Origin of the sequence: Marinococcus luteus (assembly GCF_034497705.1) — a bacterium.
GTDB classification, from domain to species: Bacteria; Bacillota; Bacilli; order Bacillales; family Marinococcaceae; genus Marinococcus; species Marinococcus luteus_A.
The window spans coordinates 767,224-785,483 of the sequence record NZ_JAXRUV010000001.1 but is presented as its reverse complement, the minus strand read 5'-3'; the positions used below and the strand labels follow the sequence as shown (position 1 = coordinate 785,483).

20 protein-coding genes, 2 pseudogenes and 1 other annotated feature are annotated in these 18,260 nt (G+C 42.6%); of the genes and pseudogenes, 7 read left to right on the top strand and 15 right to left on the bottom strand.

The annotated features are described in order from the left end of the window. From Q9M42_RS15525 to Q9M42_RS04015, 5 genes and pseudogenes are all read right to left on the bottom strand, one after another. Positions 1–167, bottom strand: a 167-nt coding sequence (locus Q9M42_RS15525) for a rhodanese-like domain-containing protein (protein WP_369698791.1), incomplete at its 3' end; no start/stop codon positions are given. A gap of 110 nt (positions 168–277) precedes the next feature. Continuing rightward, on the bottom strand, positions 278–1,036 hold the full coding sequence (locus Q9M42_RS04030) for a sulfite exporter TauE/SafE family protein (protein ID WP_322525256.1): 759 nt from the start codon (positions 1,034–1,036) through the stop codon (positions 278–280). A gap of 81 nt (positions 1,037–1,117) precedes the next feature. Beyond that, entirely contained in the window at positions 1,118–1,345 is a 228-nt protein-coding gene (locus Q9M42_RS04025; RefSeq protein ID WP_322525232.1) for a sulfurtransferase TusA family protein, read from the bottom strand. A 324-nt stretch (positions 1,346–1,669) separates the two neighbouring features. Next, positions 1,670–2,090: pseudogene (locus tag Q9M42_RS04020) on the bottom strand (DsrE/DsrF/DrsH-like family protein). A gap of 116 nt (positions 2,091–2,206) precedes the next feature. After that, entirely contained in the window at positions 2,207–2,467 is a 261-nt protein-coding gene (locus Q9M42_RS04015; protein WP_322525231.1) for a metal-sensitive transcriptional regulator, read from the bottom strand. A 261-nt stretch (positions 2,468–2,728) separates the two neighbouring features. On the opposite strand from Q9M42_RS04015, the gene Q9M42_RS04010 reads away from it, so the two are divergent. Continuing rightward, on the top strand, positions 2,729–2,956 hold the full coding sequence (locus Q9M42_RS04010; RefSeq protein ID WP_322525230.1) for a hypothetical protein: 228 nt from the start codon (positions 2,729–2,731) through the stop codon (positions 2,954–2,956). A gap of 87 nt (positions 2,957–3,043) precedes the next feature. Here the strand turns inward: Q9M42_RS04010 and Q9M42_RS15520 are convergent, their stop codons facing one another. The 5 genes from Q9M42_RS15520 to Q9M42_RS03990 form a co-directional block, all read right to left on the bottom strand. Next, positions 3,044–3,247, bottom strand: a complete 204-nt coding sequence (locus Q9M42_RS15520; RefSeq protein WP_369698789.1) for a hypothetical protein — start codon at positions 3,245–3,247, stop codon at positions 3,044–3,046. A 111-nt stretch (positions 3,248–3,358) separates the two neighbouring features. Continuing rightward, positions 3,359–3,466: a cytochrome bd oxidase small subunit CydS gene (cydS, locus tag Q9M42_RS15565; RefSeq protein WP_440972304.1), complete on the bottom strand. Its 108-nt coding sequence runs from the start codon at positions 3,464–3,466 to the stop codon at positions 3,359–3,361. Between the two features lie 3 nt (positions 3,467–3,469). Next, positions 3,470–4,486: a cytochrome d ubiquinol oxidase subunit II gene (locus tag Q9M42_RS04000; RefSeq protein ID WP_322525228.1), complete on the bottom strand. Its 1,017-nt coding sequence runs from the start codon at positions 4,484–4,486 to the stop codon at positions 3,470–3,472. After that, positions 4,483–5,829: a cytochrome ubiquinol oxidase subunit I gene (locus Q9M42_RS03995; RefSeq protein ID WP_322525227.1), complete on the bottom strand. Its 1,347-nt coding sequence runs from the start codon at positions 5,827–5,829 to the stop codon at positions 4,483–4,485. The genes Q9M42_RS04000 and Q9M42_RS03995 overlap by 4 nt, the downstream gene beginning before the upstream one ends. A gap of 175 nt (positions 5,830–6,004) precedes the next feature. Continuing rightward, entirely contained in the window at positions 6,005–6,667 is a 663-nt protein-coding gene (locus Q9M42_RS03990) for a peroxiredoxin (RefSeq protein WP_322525226.1), read from the bottom strand. A 358-nt stretch (positions 6,668–7,025) separates the two neighbouring features. On the opposite strand from Q9M42_RS03990, the gene Q9M42_RS03985 reads away from it, so the two are divergent. Together Q9M42_RS03985 and Q9M42_RS03980 are read left to right on the top strand one after the other, a co-directional pair. Then, entirely contained in the window at positions 7,026–8,213 is a 1,188-nt protein-coding gene (locus Q9M42_RS03985; RefSeq protein WP_322525225.1) for an NAD(P)/FAD-dependent oxidoreductase, read from the top strand. 182 nt (positions 8,214–8,395) lie between these two features. Then, positions 8,396–8,689 carry a hypothetical protein gene (locus Q9M42_RS03980; RefSeq protein ID WP_322525224.1) on the top strand — a complete coding sequence of 98 codons (294 nt, stop codon included), beginning with the start codon at positions 8,396–8,398 and terminating at the stop codon, positions 8,687–8,689. 231 nt (positions 8,690–8,920) lie between these two features. On the opposite strand, the gene Q9M42_RS03975 is transcribed toward Q9M42_RS03980, so the two are convergent. The 3 genes from Q9M42_RS03975 to Q9M42_RS03965 all read right to left on the bottom strand — a co-directional run bounded on the left by Q9M42_RS03975 (position 8,921) and on the right by Q9M42_RS03965 (position 11,050). Further along, positions 8,921–9,187, bottom strand: coding sequence for a Txe/YoeB family addiction module toxin (locus tag Q9M42_RS03975; RefSeq protein ID WP_322525223.1), 267 nt, complete (start codon positions 9,185–9,187; stop codon positions 8,921–8,923). Then, the gene (locus Q9M42_RS03970) at positions 9,180–9,428 is read right to left on the bottom strand and encodes a type II toxin-antitoxin system Phd/YefM family antitoxin (protein WP_322525222.1); all 249 of its coding nucleotides are present in this window, start codon (positions 9,426–9,428) and stop codon (positions 9,180–9,182) included. Before Q9M42_RS03970 ends, Q9M42_RS03975 begins: the two co-directional genes overlap by 8 nt. A 416-nt stretch (positions 9,429–9,844) precedes the next feature. After that, entirely contained in the window at positions 9,845–11,050 is a 1,206-nt protein-coding gene (locus Q9M42_RS03965) for an MFS transporter (RefSeq protein ID WP_322525221.1), read from the bottom strand. Positions 11,051–11,297: 247 nt separating this feature from the next. Beyond that, positions 11,298–11,505 (top strand) — a binding site (T-box leader). A gap of 42 nt (positions 11,506–11,547) precedes the next feature. Here Q9M42_RS03965 and argS point away from each other — a divergent pair. After that, a pseudogene (argS, locus tag Q9M42_RS03960) lies at positions 11,548–12,678 on the top strand (arginine--tRNA ligase). A 776-nt stretch (positions 12,679–13,454) separates the two neighbouring features. On the opposite strand, the gene Q9M42_RS03955 reads toward argS, so the two are convergent. Further along, the gene (locus Q9M42_RS03955) at positions 13,455–14,303 is read right to left on the bottom strand and encodes a GIY-YIG nuclease family protein (RefSeq protein WP_322525220.1); all 849 of its coding nucleotides are present in this window, start codon (positions 14,301–14,303) and stop codon (positions 13,455–13,457) included. A gap of 139 nt (positions 14,304–14,442) precedes the next feature. After that, positions 14,443–15,171, bottom strand: a complete 729-nt coding sequence (locus Q9M42_RS03950) for an alpha/beta fold hydrolase (RefSeq protein ID WP_322525219.1) — start codon at positions 15,169–15,171, stop codon at positions 14,443–14,445. A 468-nt stretch (positions 15,172–15,639) separates the two neighbouring features. Here Q9M42_RS03950 and Q9M42_RS03945 point away from each other — a divergent pair, with 468 nt between their 5' ends. The 3 genes from Q9M42_RS03945 to Q9M42_RS03935 are packed head-to-tail and all read left to right on the top strand — an operon-like array spanning position 15,640 to position 18,244. Beyond that, entirely contained in the window at positions 15,640–16,686 is a 1,047-nt protein-coding gene (locus Q9M42_RS03945) for a hypothetical protein (protein WP_322525218.1), read from the top strand. A 21-nt stretch (positions 16,687–16,707) separates the two neighbouring features. Next, positions 16,708–17,976 (top strand): hypothetical protein, encoded by a 1,269-nt coding sequence (locus Q9M42_RS03940; RefSeq protein ID WP_322525217.1) that lies wholly within the window; start codon positions 16,708–16,710, stop codon positions 17,974–17,976. 55 nt (positions 17,977–18,031) lie between these two features. After that, positions 18,032–18,244 carry a hypothetical protein gene (locus Q9M42_RS03935; protein WP_322525216.1) on the top strand — a complete coding sequence of 71 codons (213 nt, stop codon included), beginning with the start codon at positions 18,032–18,034 and terminating at the stop codon, positions 18,242–18,244. Positions 18,245–18,260: the final 16 nt, after the last annotated feature.

The window sequence follows — 18,260 nt, the reverse complement described above, 5'->3', positions numbered from 1 at the left end:
ATCCGGTCAGGAATCGTGCCGAGAGGGATATGAACCGACCCGGGAATGCGTCCTTCATCGAGCTCCTCGTCTTCGCGCACATCAATCACCTGGACGCCGCTGCCTTGTTCGAGTTCCTGCTGAACGTCTTTTGGCTGGACTTCTTTGATGCGTTGTTCTTCTGTCATTTTTTCACCTCATTTCTCAAGCTAGTGCTACAATTTTATTGTAATTATAAGTTTTTCTGTTTTTAATATTGTTCTTCTCCCATACAATTATAGGTATTTTCACAAAACATTTAGCCACGGAAGATCTGAATCCATATTTGAATGGCGGTAGCTAAAATGATGACCGCCAATATACTTTGCAGCAGCTTGGTGTTGACCTTCTGGCCGGCTTTGGCCCCGAGCGGCGCTGCGATCAGGCTGGCGGCAATCATGACCAGGGCCGGGCCGTACAGCACCTGGCCGGTCGCCACTTTACCAACGGTCGCCCCGATGGACGAGATCAGGGTGACGGCAAGCGAGGTCGCAATTGTCATGCGAGTCGGAATCTTTAACACGACAAGCATGATGGGCACGAGAATAAATGCGCCGGCGGCCCCGACGATGCCTGACCCGATCCCGACCACGAAGGACAATCCAGCAGCGAGAGGCTTATGGAACGTAATCCGTGTAAGGTCCTGGTCGTCCAGGCCTTTTTTCGGTACAAACATCATGACCACGGCGATGGTCGCAAGCAGGGCGTACACCATGTTGACGCCAGCTTCGCTGAAGAAATTCGAGGCATAGGCGCCGATAAAGCTGCCGATCAGAATACTGCTGCCCATATACAGAATCAGCTGGCCGTTCAGATACCCGCCCTTCCGGTACGCCCAGACGCCGCCAATGGTGGCGAAAAAGACCTGCACGGCGCTGATCCCGGATACTTCATGAGCGGAAAAAGCTGCCACGCCGAGCAGCGGGGGGATGTATAACAGCATGGGGTATTTGATGATCGAGCCGCCGATGCCGACCATGCCGGAAACAAAGGAACCGACAAACCCAAGAAGGAAAATCACGACGATCAACAGCAGTGACAATGGAAAAACCTCCCTTGCAGGGAAGCAGATCCAAGACTTCCCCGGGTGACGATATTGTTAGCCTTTTTGAATCCAGAATTTATAGACGCCATTGTCTTCGCTGTGGTCGAGCAGTTCGTGGCCGCCGGCTTTGGTCCAGGCCGTTAAGTCGCTCTGCGCGCCTTTGTCGGTCGCGTGCAGCTCAAGCACCTCGCCACTGTCCATTTCCTTGATCGCTTTTTTGGTTTTCAGAATCGGCTGCGGGCAGGCAAGCCCCTTCGCATCAATGGTTGTTTTTGGTTCCATCTGTAATCGCTCCTTTTAATGTGTATAATTGTCATCACTTGTTTAGGTTGGCCATAGGTCCTGGGATGGTAGCGCTTTTTTTACGTAGTACCACCATTGTCCTTGAAATTGGCGCGCACCAAGGTAGTGATGACCTGTCCGCTGTACCCATTGGCGCACATGCATCATGTGCGACTGTGTGAGTGAGGGGATAGCCAATACGTCGCCATGGTTCATTTTCTGCACGGCTGTTTTGACATGAATGAGAAGCATTAGGCTGCTACAGTTTCGTTTCGTCACTACCTGGTGGGCCTGCACAATTTCCCACCTCCTTATACGAAGGGTTTAAATAAACAGGTTCAAGTTCCCATCGGAAGCTTCACCCAGATAGGCAGCCACGCCGGCGTATTCAATATCATCCCGAAGCTCTTTTTCATCCAGGCCAAGAAAATCTATGGTCATCGTACAGCCAATCAGCCGTACGTCTTGTTCGCGGGCCATATCGATCAGCTCCGGCAGCGACATGGCATTGTGTTTTTTCATGACTTTCTTGATCAATTTTGGTCCAATGCCAAGAAAGTTCATATTGGACAGGCCCATGCGGTCGGCCCCGCGGGGCATCATTTTTTCAAACATTGCTTCGAGTTTTTTTAGCGATCGACTGCTTTTCCGGCTTGCGGAGAGCATTTAACCTCCAGAAGGTATGAAAAATGGTGACCTCATGGTCATACGCGGCCGCGCCGTTAGCGATAATATAAGCTGCCATCGCTTTGTCGTAGTCACCGCTGAATAATACAATGGTGGTTTTTTAGTTTCCGGCATCTAATCTCTCCTTAATTTATATACATATACAGGCAGAGGTATTTTTGTTATAAAAATTTTTTATCGGCTTTTTACTAATAAATTGACAGCTTCTTGAATTAACTGTTCATCATTTTCGGCGTTTTTTGTCTGTTTCCGGACGCACTGTTCGAGATTCGAACCAACAACCAGGCCGGTGGCACGGTCTAAGGCGGTACGGGCGGCGTTCATTTGAGATACAAGTTCTTTACAGTCCTGTTCTTCCTCTATCATGCGGAGGATGCCTCGGATCTGGCCTTCCACCCGTTTGATCCGGTGTTTCATTTGATCTGTATATTCCACGAGGACCTCACCCTTTATAGTCAATTCATATACCCATAAGGGTATATAGACACTATAGAATAATTTGTCAGGGGTGTCAACCTTTTTGGTAAAAGTTATAGTTGTAGCATCGATACACGCCGAGGTATGCTAACAGCGTAATGACTCATTCATGTTCATGTTAGACAGAAAGAAGTTAAATCCTGATGCCAAGCACTTACACAGCGTATTAACCGTCGCTATCGCCTGAAGAAATGGTTCCTGATTTTTGGCCTGGGAGGCGTGATATTCTGGTGGAAACGTTCCACCGCCACACGCCATTCGCAAAATGCCTGGGCTGCGTTTATTCTGGAGCATCTTACAGCCGGAGCGACGTCTCGCGAAGCACAGAAGGAGCAAATGAAACAGGCCTACCGCTTGGTGGAAGCGACCAATCATCAACAAAAAGATATGTTGGACATCTATTGGCAACAGGCAGAAGATCTGGAGCCAATCCTGACAAAAAAATAACATAGATGTATTTTCTAGATTAGCATCTGGATCCACATTTCTACGGCGACTCTCAGAAGGAGCACCGCAAGTGCGCGCTTTAACCATTTAGCCTGAACATGCCTGACTGTATTGGCCCAGGGGAGCGGCAAGCAGCGACGCCGCAGTATGGACGGTAGCTGGCAAGAAGGGAACTTGGCCGGTGATCAGCTTTCTGGCACTGATTCTGATGGGAGAAACAAGGGTGACGGCGAGCGATGTTGCCATGGTGACCCGGGTCGGAATTTTTAAAACCACCAATATGATGGGCACGAGAATAAAGGCATCTGCCGCCCCAACAATGCCAGCGCTGACACCTACGACAAACGCACTGCTGACAGCAATCTAACGGGAAAACGAGACGATCATGCTTTCGCTTTCTTTCTATTTCTTCTCTTCCGATGTAGGCCGACGGCCAAACCAGGCAAACACGCCGAAAACAGCGCCAGCCAAAATCAAATGGGGAGCAATCATAACTAGAAAAAATTCCATACGTTACTTCCTTTCTCCGCGAATGTAGGCGGCATCAAATAAAAATAACCGCATGAGCAAATACAGCGAGGGAATGAGTAATAAGAAGCCGGCAATAAACGCAGCGATCAGCGACCAGGCCATCGTCTGGTTAACGAAACCATCATAAATGGTCAACTCATCATACAAAAGCCAAGGCAGATGCGAGGCGCCGTAGCCGAACCACGCACTGAAAAATTGCAGCATGACAAACACAAAAGCTGTTCCTAATCGCTTTTCCTGATAGCTGAGGTACACGACCAAACCAAAAAATAAGAATGACAGGACAAACATCCACCATATATCTAGCATACTGGAAAAGTGCTCCGGGTTGTGCTGACGAATCCCGATAAAGACGAGGCCGCTGGCAAGGATCGTCGGCAGGGACCACAGCAGCGTATACCGGCGAAATAACCGGTACGAGGTATCATCGCCCGCTTTGTGGGCATAGTACTGCAGAAACGCCGAAGAGATAAACAGCACGCTGATAATCGCTAAAATCACGACACTCCAGGCATACAGACTGGTAAACAATTCGCTGTATAACAGGCGCACCTGCCCGTTGGAAACATCTACGTAGCCGCCTTCGGAAATGGTGAGGGCAATGGTCAGCGAAGCCGGGATTAACAGACCCGTCGCCCCGTACAAAAATGAATAGATGCGGCTATCTTTGGCGCCATACGTATTAAAGGCGTAATACGACCCGCGAATCGCAATCAGTACGATTGATATACTGACCGGGACCAGTAAGGCGGTGCCAAAATAGTAGGCGGTCGACGGAAAAAAACCAACGATGCCGACAAAGAAAAACACGAAAAAGACATTGGTGACTTCCCATACGGGAGACAAATAGCGCTGGATGAGCGAATTGACCTGATGGTCCTTCCGGGAAATCTTATTAAAAAAGTGAAAAAAACCGGCACCAAAATCAATCGAACTGACGATCATGTAGCCATACAAAAACAGCCAAAGTACGCCCATGCCAAGGATTTCCAGGTTCATGTGTCATCCCCCCTGTCCCCGTACCGCTGTTCGAGTTCATGAGCGGCTGGATTTTCTTTAAACATTCGGCGGAGTACCACCGTGGCGGTCACACCGAGGGCAATATACAGGGCAATGAACAGGTAAAGCATGATATCCACATGGTCGGCTGTGGTCGCTCCTTCCGGTGTACGCATGATCTGGTACAAAATCCAGGGCTGACGTCCGACCTCGGCGAATACCCACCCGAATTCAATGGCTAAAATGCCTAACGGGCCGCCGGCAACGATGCCGCGCATCAGCCATTTATTATATTGCCAGGCCGGCTTTACCCGCCGAATGAGTAAATACATAAAAGAAATTGCCAGCAAATAGATGCCGATGCCTACCATGCCGTCAAATAAGTAATGAATATATAACGGTGGGGTGTCAGCCTGCGGGAATTCATTTAAGCCAATGACTTCTTCGTTGGGATTGCTATGGGCCAAAATACTAAGAGCGTAGGGGATTTCCAGCGCCCCGTTGACCTCCTGGTTGTCTCCTAAAAACCCACCGACAATCAGCGGCGCCTGCTCTTCCGTTTCAAAGTGCCATTCGGCAGCGGCTAACTTCTCCGGCTGATATTCCGCCAGATATTTGCCGGACAAATCGCCTATAGCAGCCGTAGCTGCTGCGAACACGAAAGCGGAAACCATAGTCAGATGGAGGGCTTTTTTATGATAAGCGTGGCGATTGCCCCGAATCATTTTGGTGGCCGCAATGGCCCCTAGCACAAAAGCAGATGCCAGATAACAGGTGATGATCACATGAGCCGTTTTCGTTGGGGTGGCAGGGTTGAACATCGCTACCAGTGGATTGATATCGGTGATCACCCCGTTCACCAGTTCGAAGCCCTGCGGCTGATTCATAAAAGAATTCACGGTAGTAATAAAAAAAGCCGATAACGAGGCACCGATCACCACAGGTACGACGAGTAAAAAATGCCGCCAACCCGATTTGAATCGATCCCATGTATATAAATAAATGCCTAAAAATATAGCCTCAAAGAAAAAGGCGAAGGTTTCCAAGAATAACGGCAGAGAAATTGTCTGGCCGGCAAGCTCCATAAAATTAGGCCAAAGAAGACTCAGCTGTAAACCAATCGATGTCCCGGTTACCACTCCGACTGCGACGGTGATCACAAATCCCCGGGCCCATCGCCGGGCGAGCAGGGTATAGTGGGGATCCCGTTTCCGAAGGCCGGTCCATTCGGCGAGGGCAATCATTAATGGCACTCCAACACCAATGGTGGCGAAAATAATATGAAATCCTAGTGTTAATCCTGTCAAAATACGGCTGTAAGTGGCCGGATCGTAATCAATCATTGTATCCCCCCTGAAGATCAGCTATGAAAATAGCCGTCCAATTAATGAAAGTAAAAATAACGAAGCAGCGATAAAGGCTACAATGGCCAGCTTTTTTTCCTGGTTGTCTCCCATGTTGAGGACCTCCTTGAAATGAGGCAAAGACCCCCGGCTGACATCGCCGGGAGCCTCTTCCTTATTTGATTGCTTTTTGGCAGTAGTACCAATCCACGCAGTCGTATTCATCGCTGTTCATCCGCTCCTGCGCTTCTTCTTTAGTCTTTGGCGGGCTCACGATGGCTTTGTCTCCGGAGTTCCAGTTTGCCGGAGTGGAAACGCCATGCTCATCCGTGGTGCGCAGCGCTTCGACGAGACGGACAATTTCTTCCATGTTCCGTCCGGTGGAGAGAGGATAGTAAATCACAGCCCGAATTTTTTGGTTGTCATCAATGACAAAGACTGCCCGGGACGTTTCCGTGCCCGTGGATTCCGGCATGACCATACCATACTGGGTAGCGACCTTCTGATCCAGATCTGCAATGATCGGAAATTCAATCCTGGTCTGGAAATTTTCTTCGATGTTGCGGACCCATGCGATGTGCGAACTTACGCTGTCAATGCTGAGCCCCAGCAATTCGGTGTTCATTTCTTTCAATCGGCCGTATACACCTTGAAAAGCAACAAATTCCGAAGTGCACACTGGCGTAAAGTCTGCCGGATGGGAAAAGAGGACGAGCCATTGCCCGGAATAGTCGTTCAGCGAGATATTTCCGTGCGTCGTTACCGCATCGAAAACAGGTGCCTGCTCCCCAATACGCGGAAGGCCCTGGGCTTGTGTTTGTTGTTCTTGTTGTTCCATGCTTGGATCTTCTCCTTTTTTGCAAATTATTAATAATGGTTCAAAGAAAATCTACACCCAATATATATCACATTTAAAATTTCAATTTATGCTTTCAACAGAATTGTCATTGAATGTTAACATTACGGGTACGGGTATATAAGCATATTGATAAGGATACTGAGGATTTACAAATACTGCTATGACGATGGGTTAGAAACATTGTCATATAAGGAATAATAGAATTTATTTAAATGTTGAATTCATAATTAAAAAGCGATGCCAATTTAGGGTTGTTCTATATACATCATGGGGTATAATACATGTAAGGGATATATGTACCTTATCCTTACATGTATTTTTAAAGGAGGACGTATCTATGGAACAATTTCATCAAGTCGTCATTGTTGGGGGAGGAACAGCGGGTATAACGGTCGCTGCCCAGTTAAAACGACAGGCGAAAGGAATTGATGTAGCGATTGTTGATCCAGCGGACAAGCACTATTATCAGCCGTTATGGACATTGGTTGGGGCAGGAATTTTTGATAAAAGCAAGTCGGAACGGAGCGAAGCATCGCTTATTCCTAAAGGAGTCACCTGGTATCAGCAACGGACGGAAAGCTTTCAACCAGAAGAAAACACGATTCAGCTGGAGGACGGCTCTATCATGCATTATAAGTACCTGGTAGTATGCCCGGGAATACAGCTTGACTGGGATAAAATTGAGGGATTGGAAGAAAACCTGGGGAAAAATGGGGTCTGCAGCAACTATTCCTATGAGCATGTCCAGTACACGTGGGAATGTATTCGTGATTTTCGAGGTGGGGACGCCGTCTTCTCCTATCCACAATCGGCCGTTAAATGCGGTGGTGCCCCTCAAAAAATCATGTATCTGGCAGAAGAAGCTTTTCGGAAGCAGGGGGTCCGCGACCTGACCAACGTGTCATTTTATTCAGCGAACCCGAGCATATTCTCGGTTGAAAAGTATACAAAGGTATTGAATAAAATCATCGAAGATCGAGACATTCATACCCATTTCCAAAAAAACTTGGTTCATATCGATGGAGAAAATCGAAAAGCCACCTTTCAGGATATTAATACCAAAGAAAAAGAAACGGTCTCTTATGACATGCTGCATGCGGTGCCCTACATGAGTTCTCCGGATTTTGTTGCCAAGAGTCCATTGGCAGATGACAATGGGTGGGTAGACGTGAATGCGTATACGCTTCGTCATAATACCTATGCGAATGTCTTCAGCTTGGGCGATGTATGCAGTGCACCTACGTCCAAGACTGGAGCTGCGGTTAGGAAACAGGCGCCGACGGTAGTGGGGAATGTACTCGCCCTAATGAACAACAAGCAGCCATGGAAACAATATGACGGTTATACATCGTGCCCGGTCGTAACGGGCTATTCATCGTTGATCATGGCAGAATTCAAATATGGAAATATACCATCAGAAACTTTCCCGATCGATCAGAGCAAGGAACGATATTCGATGTTCCTGATGAAAAAATACGGTTTGCCTGCGATGTACTGGCACGGGATGATGAAAGGTCTCGTGTAATTCTTTAAATATTTATCTCAAATAGAGATGGAGTTGGCCAATTAATATATTAAACTAATGGTTAACTTCATTTCTTTTTTTTTTTAAGTGCATAGAATGAAAAAATCGAATAAAAACTTTCCTTTTTCCAAACTTTTACTTCCGACGTGTAATTAATTTTAAATGCTAGCAAGGAGGGACATATGCTAATTAGGGAATATGTATGCGTAACCACGGTTGCTGCCCGACTTCCGTATATAGCGGAAGAAGTTTATCAGGCTTGGTATGGGTTACATGCGATGGAGTATCAAATATGGAAAGAATGGCGGAGGTCTTGGAACCAACAAGAGTCTCCAACCGAAGAGGAATCTCTACGTCAAGCCGTTTTTGATGTAAGTGGTCGTCAAGGGTTGTCAGTGCCTGTGATCCAGGAAATAGTTAGTTATACAGAAAAACAAGTTTGGTTGGCGATGATGAATGGGGAAACAAAATATTAGCTGAAAAATAAATGAGCAAATTTTAAAAATTTTATTCACTATACTATATTTCTACTAATATTTCATTTCCAGTAAAACAGTCGACTTGTCATGAAGGTCGGATGTTTTATTAAAATCCCTATCAAAAAGTACGCTTTTTGGTAGAATTATTCGCCATACAAAAAGGCTTCCTGGAAGGGACCAGCAAGCTTTTTTGCATGTGCTATAAGGAGATTTCTCAACAAGCTTCATCTAATAATGATATCGGCAGGCAATAATACTGTTTTGCTGTTCATCGACGGTATACACTAATCGATGCTCGATATCAATGCGGCGACTGTAAAATCCGGCTAAATTTCCTTTTAATTTCTCTGGTTTCCCAATGCCGTCCAACGAACCGTCTCGTTCAATGCTTTTAATCAACTGATTAATGCGTTTGAGCGTTTTTTTATCTTTAGTCTGCCAGTACTGGTAGTCCTGAAACGCATTATGAGTAAATAAGACATTCAACTTACTCATCGATATCGACAGTCGTGGTTTCTTCCTGGTTTAGTTGATTGATGGATTCAGATAGATGTTTGGCGTTGCTCGGATTGTTCAAAAGATAAATGGTTTCAAGATATTGATTATATTCGTCTTCGGAAATGAGCACCGCGTTGTGATCTTTGGTGGTGATAGTGATGGCTTCCTTGTCATCGTTAACTTTATCGATCAGCCCTTTAAAGTTTTTGCGCGCATTGGAGTAATTCATGACGGTCATCGTTATCAGCCCCTTTCCTTCATTGTACAATTAATTGTACAAAATTTCGATGGACTCACCATTCTATTTTTGCTCAAATAAATATGGGAATATTTTATTCATTGTATATGTTGACCCAAAAAGCACCATTGCGTATCAAAAAGTCATGAATTATTTTTAACACGTCCTAAAACGAACCTAGACATCTTGGCACGCTATTAAACTACTTTGCTATTAGCTATTAAGAACAAAGTTAATTTTTAATAACAACTAAATTTACTTGGTTCGGCGTCGGAATGGCTTTCTTATAGGCTTGGTATAATTCCATAAATCAGCTTAAGTAAAGAAGCCGGTAAAAAAAGCATAAATAAACAGCAGCGCCCTCTAAAAAGATAGCGCCGCTGTTTATTTATAAATGATTATTGTCTCAGTGTCCTTTACGCTGAAAGCTTTTGTTCTTCGGCAGACACCGATAATATTCTTCGGTTCTGTATATACATCAGACCGCTGATAGCCAAAAGAAGGGAAGCAACGATGAAAACGCTGCGCACTCCCGCTGTTTCCGCCAGTCCTCCAACCATTAATGAAGACAGGCCAAAAAAGCTGGTCAAAATAACGTCTCTGGCAGAAAATACCTTTGCCGGCTGCTTTTCTTCTGTATGGGATTGAATCAGAGAAATCTGCGTAACTTCCTGAACCTGCGTCGGAATACCAATCAAAAGGGAAATGAGCAGGGCGGAAGCGCTGGAAGCTGGAAACGCGAACCAAAAGGTAAACCCTGCAACACAAAAGGAACTGCCGATTAAAAAATACCGGGCTTTAGCCTGTAGAGCTTTTTCAAACCGGAAACAGAGCATGCCGCCAATCATCAGACCGGCGAAAAAAGAAGCATTGATGTATCCCCACCACGACAAACTTTCCTGAAGCACATTGGCAACATATACATACAATAACGCGGCGATCCAGATGGCTCCAGTTAAAGAAGTGATGCCATCGACAATAAACATGGTACGCAGCGGACGATGCTTCCATACATACTTCCATCCCGATTGAAGGGTTTCTGCCATCGATGGGACCGACGAGGTTTGAAAAGAAGCGTCGCTGCCCTCAATACGAACACCAAGAAGCAGTAAAGGAACGATCATAAAAGTAAGGGAGGTGCCTATAAGTACCGCACCTGGTGGAAACAGTACGATGAATAGAGCACCCGCAGGCCACCCGGCCAATTGAATCGTTTGGTCCGAAACGGACATCAGGCTGTTTGCCCGAACCAGGGAGTGCCGGGGGACGATTCTCGGAAGAGAAGCGTTCCGGGCTGGCGTAATCCAGCTGTCCAATATGGCAATCAGGCCTACAATGGTCAACGCCCAAATTAAAAATGAAGACCCGATAGCTGTCAGGAGAAGCACGGGGAGGGTCAGCAACAGCAGCCCTTTGCCGATAGACGCCGAAGCTAAAATCGATCTCAGTTTCCCTTTTTCCAGTATCAAAGGAGCGAACAGGCCGCCAAGAAACTGGGAAATTGTATTGATAAAAGGGATAAGAGAAACGAGAAACACGGAAGAGGTGCGTTCATAAACGACACTGATGATACTTACAAGATAAAAAATATCGCCGGCACTGGCGATAGACTGATTACTCAACAACAAAAAGAACGAACGTGTGCTGCTCATCGTATCACCCACTGTATTTAGTTTTTATATGGGAAAGATGAGCTGCCTACATGAGCTTTCGTCCTTTCGTGAATATGTTTTATTGGGTAATAATTTTGTATACTATGATTGCTATTAAAAATAACAATTTATGGAAAAACTACAGCCTTGAAAACCATTTTTGTAATTATAAGGTTGATTTTTCCATCTTTCACGTATATACTTCATCATTAATAAATCATATCCGGGGAAGAAGAGAGTAATGATGCGGCCTGTTTGCAGCGACTCAGGCACGGTGGAAGCCTGGGAGATGGTGCATGATGAAACGCACTTCGGAGGAACGGTCTGAAACCAAGTAGGAACCGTCGGGTCATTTCGTTATCAATGGGCAAGAAGGTTCTTTGGAACAATCGGAGTGGTACCGCGGGTTATATCTCGTCTCTAAACAGAGGCGGGATTTTTTATGCCATAATTAGGAGGAAAAGCAAATGATGGAAGATGAAAAGCATTATGCCAAAGCCATTATCCCGCATATTCAGGATGTATTGAATATGGAGGAGGTCAAGGCGTTAATTGAACATCCAAAATATGATAGACAGGGTGATCTGGCATTTCCCTGTTTTGTGCTGGCTCGGCATTTCCGAACCAGCCCGAGAGAGATCGCTGCTCAGCTAGCCGACAGCATCAACAGTCCTTTATTTGAACAAGTGGTGGCAGATGGACCATATGTGAATGGGTTTTTAGACAAAGCAGCCGTTAGCCATCAGCTTCTTCAGCGCATTCAACAAGAAGGAACGAATTACGGTACGCATGCATGGGGCAGAGGGAAGACCATTACGTTGGATTTTTCGTCACCCAATATTGCGAAGCCCTTTTCCATGGGGCATTTACGCTCGACGGTGATCGGTAATGCTATGGCAAACATTGTCCAAAAGTGTGGATACACCCCGGTTAAAATTAACCATGTGGGTGACTGGGGAACACAGTTCGGGAAATTAATTGTGGCTTATATGCGCTGGGGAGCGGAGGATCAGGTACAGCAGAATACGATTAAAGAGCTGCTGGATTTGTATGTGCTGTTTCATGAAAAAGCGGAGACGGAGCCGTATCTGGAAGAAGAGGCACGTCAATGGTTCCGAAAGCTTGAGCAGGGGGACGAAGAAGCAGCCCGACTCTGGCGTTGGTTCCGGTACGAATCCTTGTAGGAATTTTCAAAGATTTATAATCTATTGGGTATAGAGTTTGATACGTATCAGGGCGAAGCCTTTTATAACGATCGGATGGAGGGTGTGGCGCAGCTGATTCAAGAGAAGGAGCTGCTGGAAACATCCGAAGGAGCAGAGGTAGTCGATTTGAGTGACCATCAGCTGCCGCCGTGCCTGATTCGAAAATCCGACGGGGCTACGCTTTACGCTACGCGGGATCTGGCCGCGGCAATCTATCGGCATCAGCAGTACGGGTTCGATCAATCGTATTACATTGTCGGAGACGAGCAGCGCCTGCATTTTCAACAGCTGTTTTTGGTGCTTGAAAAGATAAGATACGATTGGGCGAAGGGAATGATCCACATCCCATTCGGATTTATACTGCAAAACGGGAAGAAAATGTCGACAAGATAAACAGGCAGGGCATACCTTAAAAGAAACAGAATTCTATAAGTTTGTTCGTGTACTCCGCACATATTTACAGAGAGAGAATAATTAATAAACTTTTTTGCTTTGATTGCAGTACTTTAAGGCAAAAGATAAAGAAAATAGCGTCAAAATTTTGAGATACTAATGAAAAAAGTGCAGTTACGGAGCAATTGTTACCTGATCAAAAAAGCAGGAATAAAAACCACTCTAAAGAGGCTCTAGAATGTTTAAAAAGAATCAATTAAATAAACATAATTTTTAACCTAATGGAAGTTTTTACATTGGCTATTTCCACATATATTTTTTCATTTTTATAGGCTTATTTACCTATGTTTGCTAATAGACTAGCAGCTATGGGGGATCTATGGTATGTTAGAAAACAATTTTACAGCTTGCAGAAAACGTTCAGGAGGATTAAATTTTCGAAAATAATAAGTAGTCTGAAAAACTTTACTCTAAGCTTCTTAAATTACTTATTGGGTTAATTACCATAACCATTATTATCGGAAGTTAATGATATATTGCTTCAATAATAAAGATAACTTCGTGTTTTGAGACATAAAGTAGAAAACAAGTTTAGTATATTGAACTTATTTCATTTATCCATAAAATAACTTTGAAAATCTCTATTCCTTGTCTAGTGCCCTTTCACTAACATAATGACAATTAGTAGCAGTAGTCATTCAAAAACAAGCCAAAGCTATATGCTAGTACGCGCCTTAACTCTTAAAATTAAAACGAAAACTAATAAGATAAGCATGTCATTCATTTTTGAAATAGTATGCATGATTTTCTTTTCGATAAGTTCGCATCAATTTGATGAAATTAACGAAAAAGCCTGCATCAAAAGGTAGTACTAATTCCATAAATAGAAGGTAAGTATACTTTTTTCTCTTTTTATCATTCGTAAGGTCCCAAAAAACCTCCGTTTTTTTTATGTTTTCTAATAGTAGTTCTGCTGCTTGTTGTTGATTATCGTTCTGAAAAATAGATTTATCCATTAAGTTACCCGAAATTCTATTGTAACCAGTAGGAACTTTTGAGTTATAAGCTCTAATAGCGTTATCTTCTAATTCATTAAGCGAGGAAAATGGTGTATCTTCCAAGGGAATGAAGCTAATACAGAATTGATTTTTAGAATAATAATCAATATAGATTTCCGGAAGGTTCAGAAGCTCATTTGTGTTTTTTCGTGCACTTTTATCAGTTGGATTATAGCTAAAATGCTGCCTGGCTCGATTAAACATTCTTTTAGCTTGTCCCACATAATACATGTCCTTAGTGCCGTTATGAATGATATAAATACCAGCTCTATTTTTGAGGCTAGTGTTTTCTTTATTTATACTTGTCTTAAATTCGAGCAATTCTTCTGGTGTGAATTTTCTTGTTTGGTTTCGTAATGCATTTAACTTCTCTCTTGTGCTTTTTTTATTCGCATTCCTTTCCGCCTCCGCATTTCTTCTGTAAATATAGGATGCCGATATTTCCATGGAACCTTCATTTTTTTTGCTTAAAAGATTTCTCAGTAACTCTCGCTGGGCTTTTGTAATATCTTGAACAGACAATGCAATTTGTTTTTGATAATCGAGAGACTTTTTGGAATCTATCATTTACTGCCTCCTTTTTTATTAAAAATTCTATAACCATATTCTAATTTTAGATCATCACTACTAGTCTTCCCAATTTAATTGCAAATAGAAAATCAATGTACCAATTGTCTTTAAATATTCTAAAAATGAAAAGCCATTTTTATGTCTTCTTTTCCACCTGTAAATACCCACGAATAGTCCGAATAAATTTAGCAAATTCCGATTCTTTTAATGTATGACCTGTATGCTCAAATACAACTACTTGCGTATTCCTGATTTCGTTTTGATACCTTGTAGCTTCTTCTTTGGATAGAAGAGAATCTTCTCCTGTTCCTCGTAAGATAAGCGTTGGGCAGGGAATCTGATGAAGCATAGGCCCGAATGAGTGCTGCTGGGCCTCTTGCTCGATGCCTCGCACGACACGTTCGGCCATGAGGTTGCTCCCTCGTTCGTTTCCCCAAAATGTTTGTAAATACTGATCAGCCCATCCTGGCCCCATTTGTTTATGAACAGCGGGATATTCAGCTAAAATAAGTCCTTTCAACTTAGAAGTCTCCTCCAGGGCGTAGCCTAACGCATAGGATACGCCGCGTGAATACCCCATCAAATAGAAATTTTGGAGATTAAAAAACCGCACAACGGCCTTGATATCTTCCACATGGTCTTCCAGGGAATAGCCTGACATGGGGGCACTGCTTTTTCCTCTCCCCCGATGAGCTAAAACGATACAACGCTGGGGCCATAGGGCGTGGATCGTCTCCATATAATTTTCGGCTGGTTCGGACAACCCCGGACTAATCAATAAGGGAACGGCGCCGCCCTCGTCCTTTATGTGGCTATCGAGGCAGTGTAATAGTGTTTCCCCTTGGCGTATCCAGTACTCTTGCATTCATGATACCTCCTTATAAATATAGCTTTCTTCAAATGGTCGATTCTCATACAAAAGTCTGCAATTGAAGATCGATCCATGATTCTATGTAGGTGAAAATATGGAAATTTATTTACAATTTATTTTGATTGCTCTATCTCTTATAAACAACGAAGAAACAGTAAATCAGTCTAAAACCCTTAACTTCTTGACACGAACTAAAACACCCCGTTTTTAACATTGAAAACGGGGTGTTTTCCATTATCTTTCTAAAAATAAACCTACCATGGCCTACTACTCTAATTCTCTCTAAAATCGTAGAGAAGATAATATAGAGTAACGAAGTAAGTATTCCAGGAAGTAAAGGATTAAAAAGCACTTTAACGATTATAAAGACTCATTTGTTATCTATACTTCCATCATTTTCTAAGATAAAATGTTTATAAAGATGTTAAATAAAGTAATTATATAACTTAAAGGAGAGATTTTATGAATTTAATGGAAAAATTCGGGTTAAACTCAGAACAAACGCTTTTAATGTTTAGTATACAAAGGTATTTGATCGTTAATGATATTGAAGATGAGAAAAATAGCAATACCGCTACTAAGAAAAAAAAGTGGCTTACATTGTGGGAGCAAGGCATACATGATCTTCTTTCTAAATCTAATAGAGAAACGACTCTCTTTAAAGACAAGGAATTATTAACAAAAAAATGCTTAGAAATATCAAAAGAAGCAGGTCAAATGAGAACCCCATTATATTTGATCATGCTTGAATTGTCTTTGTTCGCTCCTTATTTCTCTTTGGTAGAAAAAACTTCAGATAATAAAAAAAGCAATGACGAAACAAAATTCAGCTTTTTAGAAAAGAAATCAATGAACTTCAAAAAACAAGAAAAGCACATAAGATATTTTTCAAATTTACTAGATGTTGAGGAAGAATTTGTAGCTAGATATCAAAAATCTTTTAAAAAAGCTGTAAACTCATTGTCTGGTGTTCAGAAGAAGTTTTTTACTGGGGCTGGTTTAGGGGCCATTTTAATGGTAATAACAGCTGGATTTGCTACTCCATTCATAGGCGCCCTCGCTGCACCTGCTGGTTTATTTGGGGCTGCTGCCACAAATGCAGGATTAGCGGCTATTGGTGGAGGAGCTGTCGCTGCTGGGGGGCTTGGCATGGCGGGTGGAATTGCTGTTGTAGTCGGGGGAGGAGGTATTTTTGGAGCGTTAAGTGGGGGAACATTAGCAACGGTGCTTACAAAGTCATCTGAATTTGCTCTTCGTGAAGGAGCTAAATTAGAAGTTATAATGAAAGAAATAATACTATCAAGCCAGAAAGATATGCGATTTGCACAAGAAATGATTAAAGGGCAAAAACAAGTTATAGAACGATTAAAAGAAGATTTAATAGAATTAGAGTTAAAAGAAAATGATAATAAAGAACGCATCAAACAGTTAACTAAATCAATTAAATATCTTGAACAATCTTTAAAACACTCTCAGACTGCATATGCCAGTCATAACAAAGCAGTTTAAAATAAGGAGGTGAGGTAATAAATGACTAAAAAGAGGGTTATTGATTTTAGTAAAGATCTAACTGATATTCAGACTTCTACAAGCAAGGTATCAAATAACATGAATAAAGTTGACCAGGACTTAGAAGAACAAGCTGCCCAATTAAAAGACTTAGAACAAAGACTTTCTGAAATGGATCCTTATTTTATTTCAAAGTCCAATGATTTTCCTAAGGAACCCTTGAAATTATATTCTAATCAGTATTTTTTTGAACAATCAGAAGAGATTCAGAAAAGGGTTGAAAAAGAAGTACACAGCAATTTCGATTTACTTCCTAAACTGACTAAGTTGGATTACATTGTAGCCACTATAATAGGCGCTATAGCGTCATTAGCAGACATTTTATTTGTTAAAATCCCCAAAGACGTAACCTATTTAGGTAAGTATACACAGAAAGGAGGTGGTCTTACTGAGCGGTTACGGTCTATAGGTGTGAATGAAGATGGCCAATTAAATGATTTTTTATCAAAAATTGAAAAGAAGAGCAAAGTAAGTTTCGATGCGAGTACTAAAAATGGATTTAATAACTATGAAAGAGAAGTTTCTGGTTTTTATCCTAAAACTCATCGCTTAATGTCTTTAGGTCACGATCCTTTTTTTGGCTTATTATTCGGACTTTTAGATATAGTAAATGGACGAATCACTTTTATAGATGAAAAAGGTGCCATTCATCTCATTCCTATTGATAAATTTCAAGATTCATCTTTAAAAGATATGTTATTTGCTCCACTTTTATGGATGAGCCATATTTTGTCTGATATTTGTACACCAATGGGCATTCCTGCTCCTGGGTGGGGATTGACTCAACTACTTCAATTTGGTGAATTCGGCGAAAAAGATAGAACACTGGCAGATATCTCGCGCTATATGTATTTAAAAGGCTATGACTTGCGACATTTTATCTCAATGGGAATCGTACCAGGCATTGTAGAGATATGCACAAGGATTTACTATAAACTTACTTTAGAAAAAGATGATCCTTTTACCCTTTCTTATTCAAAAGATTTAAACGATATACAGAATAAGGCACGTTTACAAAAGCTTTTATTTACCGCCCATGCTGTTGCTACAGGTGGTAATGCATTAAAAATAGTAACAACTCAAGGAAATCCTGCTGCTTTTAACTATCCTCAATTAATCGCATTTACAAAACAAAGCATTCAAATGTCTCAAATAGTTACACGTGATAAAAAAACTGAAAAAATCATAAGAAACCGAGAAAAAATAAACGAAGAATGGAAAAATATATAGAAGTTATTCTTAATTCATAGTAATAACTTTTAAATACTTTACATTGTATAAACAGGTGTATCGACATACCGAGCTAGAAGAACTATACCGCTGGGGAATTGACGGGGCTAAAACGGGGAACCACCGTTTGTTATTTGTCATTCATGACGAGCAGAAGGTATTGCTGCTGCATCATTCTGATAAGACCTATAATGGGGCTATCCGTCGTCCGGATATTGTTCTAGCCGAACAGTGCTACGAGGCGTATGGTGGGCAGGAAGCCAAATAGCATCGTGAAACCAAGG